We start from the raw sequence: 7,664 nt of genomic DNA, 5'->3' as shown, positions 1-7,664 counted from the left end.
GGCGAAATGGTGGTCGTGCCGATCGTGCCACTGCCGCTTGGCCTCACCATCGACTGGATCACCGCGCACCACGGCCGCATCGTCGGCCGGCTCAACCAGGGCCCGATGGTCATGGTGTTCGGCCGCCGCGCCGACTTGCTCGGCACCGCTCTCGCCCATGGCGCGCTCCTGATCCGGTTGCCCGGCGCGCTTTGCAGCCGATCGATGTGAAGAAAAGTACGCAGCCCTACACGCCGCAAATCTGCAAAGCCCGGGAGTGCGTGGCCGATGGCCAGTGCATTTATCGTCAATTTTTCAGTAATTTAAAGCACAAACCGGTCACTTGTCCTTCATGACCCAGATCCCGTCCCATTCGCCCTCTGGCGGGGTGGCGCGGAGGACTTCGCAGCGGCCGAGGTACGTTCTGGACAAGCCGTCGCCGGGATTGAGCGACAGGCATTTGTCGAAGCGAGTGATGGCCTTGTCCCACTCGGCGGCGCGGTAGGCGCGGATGCCGTCGTTGAAGTATTCGGTCACGTCGAGCAGGTTGGGGAAGCTTTCAGCGGTGTGGTAATCGAGCATTTCAAACACCTTGACCGGCTTGGTCTTGCCCTTGACCACGACCAGGTCGACGTCGCGCAACCGGTAGGTGCCCTTGAATTTGGATACTGTGGATTCGCCCACCAGGATGCGCGCGGAATAGGCCTTGCACGCCGATTCGAGCCGGCTGGCCAGGTTCACGCCATCACCGATCAGCGTGTAGTCCATCCGCTTGGGGCTGCCGATATTGCCCGAAACTACCATGTCGGTGTTGAGCCCGACGCCCATGTCGACCGTTTTCAAGCCCTTGGCCTTGCGCACATCGTTCCAGGCCCACAGTTCGCGGATCATCGAAATGGCGGTGCGCGCGGCGCGATCGGGGTCGTCGTCGTGCGGGATGGGCAGGCCGAAGCAGGCCATGATCGCATCGCCGATGAACTTGTCGAGCATGCCGCCTTCGCGGGTGATGCAATCGACCATCATCGTGAAATATTCGTTCAGGAATGCGACGGTTCCTTGCGCGCCGTATTCCTCGGTGATGGTCGTGAAGCCGCGCACGTCGGTGAACATGATCGTGGCTTCGGCGCTGATCCCGCCAAGCAGGTCGTGCGTATCGCCTTCGAGCATCTGCGCCGCGACGACCGGATCGATATAGCGAGACATCGTTGATTTCATGCGTTTTTCGGCGCTGATATCCTCGAACATCAGCATCGAGCCCAATTCCTTGTCGCTCTCGGCGGCGACCAAGGGCATGACGGTAAGGTTGACCGACCTGGTCACCGTGCCGAGCTTGACCGTGGCATCGGGCAGGGTGTCGCTCACGCCGCTGGCCTTGACCGCGTCGATCCGCTCGATCACCCACTGGCTGTCTTCGCCGAGCAGGTCCGCTAGCATTCGCCCGCGCAGATCATCCTCCCAGATGCGCGCGCTGGCGGCGTTGCTGGTGATGATCTTGTGCGCCGGATCGAGCGTTACGACGCCGTTCGACATGCTTTGCAGCATCGATTCGTTGTAGGTGCGTACGCGTTGCACGTCGTCGAACAGCTTGGAATTCTCGAGCGCGATGGCGATCTGCGCGGTGAAGGCCTTGAGCCGCTGCTCGTCCTCGTCGGAGAACACGCCACCCTTCTTGTTGAGCACTTGCGTCACGCCAATGCTGCGGCCGTCCTTGTTGACGATCGGCACGCACAGGATCGAGCGGGTGAAGAACCCGGTCTGCCGGTCGAACGCCGGATTGAAACGCAGATCGGCATAAGCGTATGGAATGTTGAGGCTGGTGCCGCTGGTGAACACGCTGCCGGCGATGCCGGCGAACGAGGGCAGGCGGATTTCGGTAGCCTCGGCGCCGGTGGCGACGCGCGAAAACAGCGTGTCGGTAGCTGTGTCGTGGAGGAACACCGTGGCGCGTTCGGCATCGAGCATCGCGGTGATTTCACGCACCGCGCGGCTCAGCAGGCGGCCGAGGTCGAATTCGGAATTGATGTCCGAAACCAGTTCGAGGAACGCCATTTCCTTGGCACGCAATTTGCCGATGCGTTCGACATTCTGAAGGCTTTGCAACACGATGGCGGCCTGGCGGGTCATGTCCGTCAGCAGTTCGAGATCGAGCATGGTGAAGCTTTCGCCGGCTTCGGGCAGCTTGTTCAGGCTTTGCATCACGCCGATCAATTCGCCGGTCATCGTCCGAACGGGGGCGCAGGCGATGCTGGCCGTGCGATAGCCGGTGCGTTCGTCGACCGAGGCGTTGAAGCGTGGATCGTTGTAGGGATCGTCGATGACCAGGCCCACGCCCGACTGGAACACCGCGCCCGCGATGCCAGTGGTATTGAGAATGCGGATTTCGCGCTTGAGGTTGCCTTGGGCCACGCGCGAGTAAAGCTCGGCGGTGGCGGGATCGTTGAGGAACAGCGTGCCGCGATCGCATTCAAGCGCGCGCGATGTCAGCACGACCAGTTCGTGCAGCACGCCGTCGAGATCGTTGATCGAGGCGCAGCGTTCGGCCACGTCGAGCAGGATGCGCGCGCGGCGCAGCTCGGCTTCGATGCCCAGGTCCTCTTTGGCTGGGGCAGCGATCGATTGGGCCGCATTCATCACTTGCTCTCCAGCTTGTCGCGCAGGGCGTGTATCTGATCTTGCAGCACGGTCCGCTCGCGCGAAAATTCGGCTTGGGACTTGTCGATGACAGTGGCGCCTTCGGCGCGGGCGTGTTCGAGCGCGGCGCGCAATGCGTCGACGGTGCTGCGCAGTTGCGCAGCCTCAGCCTCCGCGATCGCGCGGATGGATTGAATTTCCGCAGTGCTTTCGGCCACTTGCGTGTCCATGGCTTCGCGCAAGCGGTGGATGGTGTCGCGCAATTGCGCATCTTCGTCGGCCCAGCGGGCTTCGCTGGCCTGGACCGCGGCGGCGACCGACGCCGCTTCGCGTTCAAGCTCTGCGCGCAAGGCATCGATCGTCGCCTGAAGCTGCCGGTTCACACCCTGCAGCTTGACGCCCTCATCACCCGCAAGCCGTTGTTCTGCCAGTTCGTGCCCCATCGCCAGCCTTTGCCCCCGCCTGGCGCCCATGCCGCCCCATCTCGGCCAGTGGCCCCCCGGTCACTGCACGCGAGCGCTATCGCTACCAGCAAGGTGCGTAAACGAAAACGGTAAATGCGGAATGACCGTGCGAGAGCGTACGTTCGCGCAAGCCAGACTGAAACGCTGCTGTCGTGGGATTGTCAGGCCGCCAGCAGTTCCGGCTTGGCCATCACGCTGCCCAGCGCGCTGACGAATTGCCCGGTCGCCGCGTCCCAACTGAAGCTGGCACCGTAGACCGCCGCGCCCATTCGGTCGCAATCCAGCGCGCCTTCGATGGCCCGCGCGAGGTCTGCATCGAGCACGCCGACGCGCATCGGCCAAAGCCTGGATGTGTTGCCAGCCGGTCCGCGACCATCGCGGCCGATCACGTCGAGTGGCCCGGGGACCGGATAGGCCGCCACCGGCAGCCCGCAGGCCAGCGCTTCGATCAGCACCAGCCCGAAGGTATCGGTCAGGCTCGGGAACACGAACACGTCGGCCGAGCAATAGGCGCGCGCCAGCCGCTCGCCCGACAGGCTGCCCAGGAACCGGACGGCGGGATAGCGCGCGCGCAGCATGGCGATATCGGGTCCGTCGCCCACCACAACCTTGGTGCCGGCCACGTCGGTATCGAGGAATGCCGAAAGGTTCTTTTCGACCGCAACGCGCCCGACATTGAGCATGATCGGGCCGGGCAGGCCTTGCAGTTCATCAAGCGGTTGGTGCAGCGGGTGGAACAAGTCCCGATCGATCCCGCGCGACCACAACCGCCATTGTGGCAGGCCTTGCGCTTCCAGTTCCGCACCCAGCGTGGGCGTGGAGACCAGCACGGCGCGCGCAGGGCCGTGGAAGCGGTGCATCAGCGGCCAGAAATGGCGCGCATCGATGCCGGTGCGCAGCGCGGCATAGTCGGGGAAGCGGGTGTGGAACGCGGTGGTGAAGGCCACGCCATGGCTGCGGCACCAGGAGCGCGCGCTCCAGCCGATCGGCCCTTCGGTGGCGATGTGGACGATGTCGGGCGCAAAGGCGTTGAGCGTGCGGCGCGTGCCTTGGCGGGGCGCCAGCGCCAGCCGGATCTCGCTGTAGCCGGGCAAGGGCACGGTGCGGAACTGCGCGGGCGTGACCAATTCGACCTCGTGGCCCAGCCGGGTCAGGCAATCGACCGTGGTGGCCAGCGTGCGCACCACGCCGTTGACTTGCGGGAACCACGCATCGGTGCAGATCGCGATTCTCATGCGGGCACCGGTTCGGGAGCTGGATTTTCTGCCTTGCCCGGTTGGCTGGCCTTGCCGCGCGCGATGCGTTCCTGTTCGGCGGCGCGGGTTTCGGCCGCCCAGTCGATGATGGTCATCACGCCCTGCTGATCCTCGACCAGCGCAGTGCAGCTTTCGACCCAATCGCCGTCGTTGTAATACGTTACATCGCCGATCTGGCGGATTTCGGCGGTGTGGATGTGTCCGCATACTACCCCGTCGACTCCGCGTTCGCGTGCGGCATGCGCCACCGCTTCCTCGAAGTCGCAGACGAACTGGACTGCGTTCTTGACCTTCTTCTTCATGTACGAAGACAGCGACCAGTACGGCAGCTTCAACCGCCGCCGCGCCGCGTTGAACACGACATTGGCGCGGAGCAGGAATTCGTAAGCCTTGTCACCCAGGAACGCCAACCAGCGCGCGTAAAGCACCACGCCGTCGAACCCGTCGCCGTGCGTGACCAGCAGGGTGCGCCCATCGGCGGTGCGGTGGATCGCCTCGAGCGCGAGTTCCACCCCGCCGAAGCTCATGCCTGCATAAGGCCGCAGCATCTCGTCGTGGTTGCCCGCGATCAGGATCACGCGCGTGCCGCGATGCGCCATCTTGAGGATGCGGCGGACGACCTCGTTGTGCGCGTCGGGCCAGTACCAGCCCTTCCTGAGCCGCCAGCCATCGAGAATGTCACCGACGAGATAAAGCGTCTCGCATTCGATCGACTGGAGAAAATCGAGCAAAAGCGGCGCATTGCACCCGCGCGTGCCGAGGTGGATGTCCGAAATCCAAATCGTGCGGTGTTTGCTCTTGGGCCGGAAGCCGCGTGGTTCGGGCAGGTTGAGCCACGAAGGGATTGCGCCAACTGCCTGGCTGGCTGCGGCAAAGGCCGAAAGGGGGTCCTTTGGGGGATGCTTTGGAAGGCTTGCCATTGCGTTGCGACCCTTTCGAGATTGCCCGGCGCATGGCATTGATTACCGCCGCAACGTTGCGGCTCCGTGGCGGTCCGTCATGGCGCTGCAACAATCCCGCAGTTTTCCACAGGTTTCCCCACAGCCGGGCTGACTTGGGCGAGGCCTGTGATTGGCGGGGTGACGCACCGCCACTCACCCGCTATGGAACAAAGCAGGACTCATGCTGACCGGACTTTCCATCCGCAACGTCGTGCTGATCGACGCACTCGACCTCGCCTTTGCCGGCGGGCTGGGCGTGCTCACGGGCGAGACCGGTGCGGGCAAATCGATCCTGCTCGACGCGCTGGGGCTGGTGCTGGGTGACCGCGCCGATAGCGGGCTGGTGCGCGCCGGAACCGACCAGGCGAGCGTGACCGCGACCTTCGAATTCGACGCACTGCCGCCGCCGATCCGCACGATCCTCCACGAAGCCGAACTCGACGTGGAGCCGGGCGAGGCGCTGATCGTCAAACGCCGTTTGCGCGCCGATGGCGGCAGCAAGGCGTTCCTGAACGATCAGCCGGTGGGGGTGGCCTTGCTGCGCGAAATGGCGCGGCACCTGGTCGAATTGCACGGCCAGCACGATGATCGCGGGCTGGTCAACCCGCGCGGCCACCGCACGCTGCTCGATCGCTATGCCGGGGTCGATCGCGCCGGTCTGGCGGCGGCGTGGGAGCGGCGACGGACCACCGAAATTGCGCTGGCCGAGGCTCGCGCTGCGGTACAGACCGCCGCGGCCGAGCAGGACCTGCTGCTGGCCTTCCTGGCGGAATTGACCGCGCTCGCGCCCCAGCACGGTGAGGAACTCGAATTGGCCGATGCGCGCGCGGCGATGCAGAAGGGCGAACGGCTATCGGGCGATCTCGCGCAGTTGCAGCACTTGTGGGCAGGATCGGATTCGGCCTTGGCCAGCTTGCGCAGCGCGGCGCGGCGGCTCGACCGGATCGCGACCGAGCATCCCTTGCTGGCCGAAGCGCTGGGCTCGCTCGACCGCGCGGTGATCGAGGCGGGCGAGGCCGAGGACAAATTGGCGCGCGCGGCTGATGCGCTCAACCACGATCCGCAGGAACTGGATCGCATCGAAACGCGGCTGTTCGAATTGCGCGCCGCCGCGCGCAAGCATTCGTGCACCGTCGACGATCTGCCGCACCGGATGCACACGATGCGCGAACAACTGGATGCGATCGAACACGGCGAAGCGCATCTGGGCGCGCTGGAGGCCGAAGCGAAAATCGCCGCCGCCGCCTATCGCGAGAAGGCCGAAGCGCTGTCCACCGCCCGCACCGAGGCGGCCCAACGGCTCGACGCGGCGGTGGCGGGCGAATTGGCCCCGCTCAAACTCGACGCCGCGCGCTTCCGCACCAGCGTCACCCCGCTGGCCGAGGATCGCTGGGGCCCCGAGGGCATCGACGCGGTCGAATTCCTGATTGCCACCAACCCCGGCGCCGATTTCGCCCCGCTCAACAAGATCGCCAGCGGCGGCGAATTGTCGCGTTTCATCCTCGCGCTGAAGGTCGCGCTGGCCGAACAGGGCGGAGCCGCCACGGTGATCTTCGACGAGATCGACCGCGGTGTCGGCGGTGCGGTCGCCAGCGCGATCGGCGAACGTCTGGCGCGTTTGGCGGCCGATGGGCAACTGCTCGCAGTAACGCACAGCCCGCAAGTCGCGGCGCGCGGCGATCTGCATTACCTGATCGCGAAATCATCTGAAGACACCGTCACCCGCACCGGCGTGGTTCGACTTGATGATGCCGGCCGCCGCCAGGAAATCGCGCGGATGCTTTCGGGCGCCGAAGTGACCCCCGAAGCCTGCGCGCAAGCGGACCGGCTGCTGGAGCGGGTGTGATCCTCGCCCGCCGCACCATAATCGGCGCCGCTGCGCTGCTGCCATTCCTAAAGGGAACCGCGTTCGCCATGGAAGAAATCGACGAGACCAGGCTTTACGGCGTGATCGGCCAGATGAAGGCCACACCCGGCCAGCGCGATGCGCTGATCGGCTATCTCACGACAGGTTCGCAGGACATGCAGGGCAACCTTGCCTATCTGATCGCCAAGGACAATGGCGATGCCGACGCGCTCTGGATCACCGAGATCTGGTCCAGCGCCGAAGCGCACAAGGCCAGCCTGAAGCTGCCGCAAGTTCAGGCTGCGATTGCCAAGGCGCGGCCCATCATCGCCGGCTTCGGCACCCGCGCGGAAGTTACGCCGGTTGGCGGCAAGCACTGATCCGCTTGCTGAAACCGGCGGCGCCTGCGCGGTATCGCGCGATTTGCGCCGACGTTTCGCCCCCGCGCACGGCCGGCGGACGATGACACCCGATCCGCTCGATCGCCCGATCTGGAGCAGCCTCGTCGGCCCGCAGGCGCATCTGGCAAGCGGCGGCTCCGGCGCGG

At 65.3% G+C, this 7,664-nt stretch carries 7 protein-coding genes; 3 read left to right on the top strand and 4 right to left on the bottom strand.

The window, feature by feature from the left end; genetic code table 11:
* Nucleotides 1-210 (top strand): hypothetical protein (locus Q0R16_RS08735; RefSeq protein ID WP_295635113.1); only part of this gene is annotated, 210 nt, incomplete at its 5' end.
* Nucleotides 211-318: 108 nt separating this feature from the next.
* Here the strand turns inward: Q0R16_RS08735 and Q0R16_RS08730 are convergent.
* From Q0R16_RS08730 to Q0R16_RS08715, 4 genes are all read right to left on the bottom strand, one after another.
* Entirely contained in the window at nt 319-2,610 is a 2,292-nt protein-coding gene (locus tag Q0R16_RS08730; protein ID WP_295635110.1) for a GAF domain-containing protein, read from the bottom strand.
* Nucleotides 2,610-3,083 carry a hypothetical protein gene (locus Q0R16_RS08725; RefSeq protein WP_295635107.1) on the bottom strand — a complete coding sequence of 158 codons (474 nt, stop codon included), beginning with the start codon at nt 3,081-3,083 and terminating at the stop codon, nt 2,610-2,612. The genes Q0R16_RS08730 and Q0R16_RS08725 overlap by 1 nt, the downstream gene beginning before the upstream one ends.
* 152 nt (nt 3,084-3,235) lie before the next feature.
* Entirely contained in the window at nt 3,236-4,309 is a 1,074-nt protein-coding gene (locus tag Q0R16_RS08720; RefSeq protein ID WP_295635104.1) for a glycosyltransferase family 1 protein, read from the bottom strand.
* Nucleotides 4,306-5,250: a UDP-2,3-diacylglucosamine diphosphatase gene (locus tag Q0R16_RS08715; protein ID WP_295635100.1), complete on the bottom strand. Its 945-nt coding sequence runs from the start codon at nt 5,248-5,250 to the stop codon at nt 4,306-4,308. Before Q0R16_RS08715 ends, Q0R16_RS08720 begins: the two co-directional genes overlap by 4 nt.
* A gap of 202 nt (nt 5,251-5,452) precedes the next feature.
* Here Q0R16_RS08715 and recN point away from each other — a divergent pair, with 202 nt between their 5' ends.
* Nucleotides 5,453-7,117 carry a DNA repair protein RecN gene (gene recN, locus Q0R16_RS08710; RefSeq protein WP_295635097.1) on the top strand — a complete coding sequence of 555 codons (1,665 nt, stop codon included), beginning with the start codon at nt 5,453-5,455 and terminating at the stop codon, nt 7,115-7,117.
* Nucleotides 7,114-7,497 carry a putative quinol monooxygenase gene (locus Q0R16_RS08705; protein ID WP_295635094.1) on the top strand — a complete coding sequence of 128 codons (384 nt, stop codon included), beginning with the start codon at nt 7,114-7,116 and terminating at the stop codon, nt 7,495-7,497. Before recN ends, Q0R16_RS08705 begins: the two co-directional genes overlap by 4 nt.
* Nucleotides 7,498-7,664: the final 167 nt, after the last annotated feature.

Origin of the sequence: Novosphingobium sp., assembly GCF_025351285.1 — a bacterium.
In the GTDB taxonomy this organism is placed as follows: Bacteria; Pseudomonadota; Alphaproteobacteria; order Sphingomonadales; family Sphingomonadaceae; genus Novosphingobium.
Note: the sequence above shows the minus strand (reverse complement) of the source record. Positions and strands in the feature narration are given on the sequence as shown.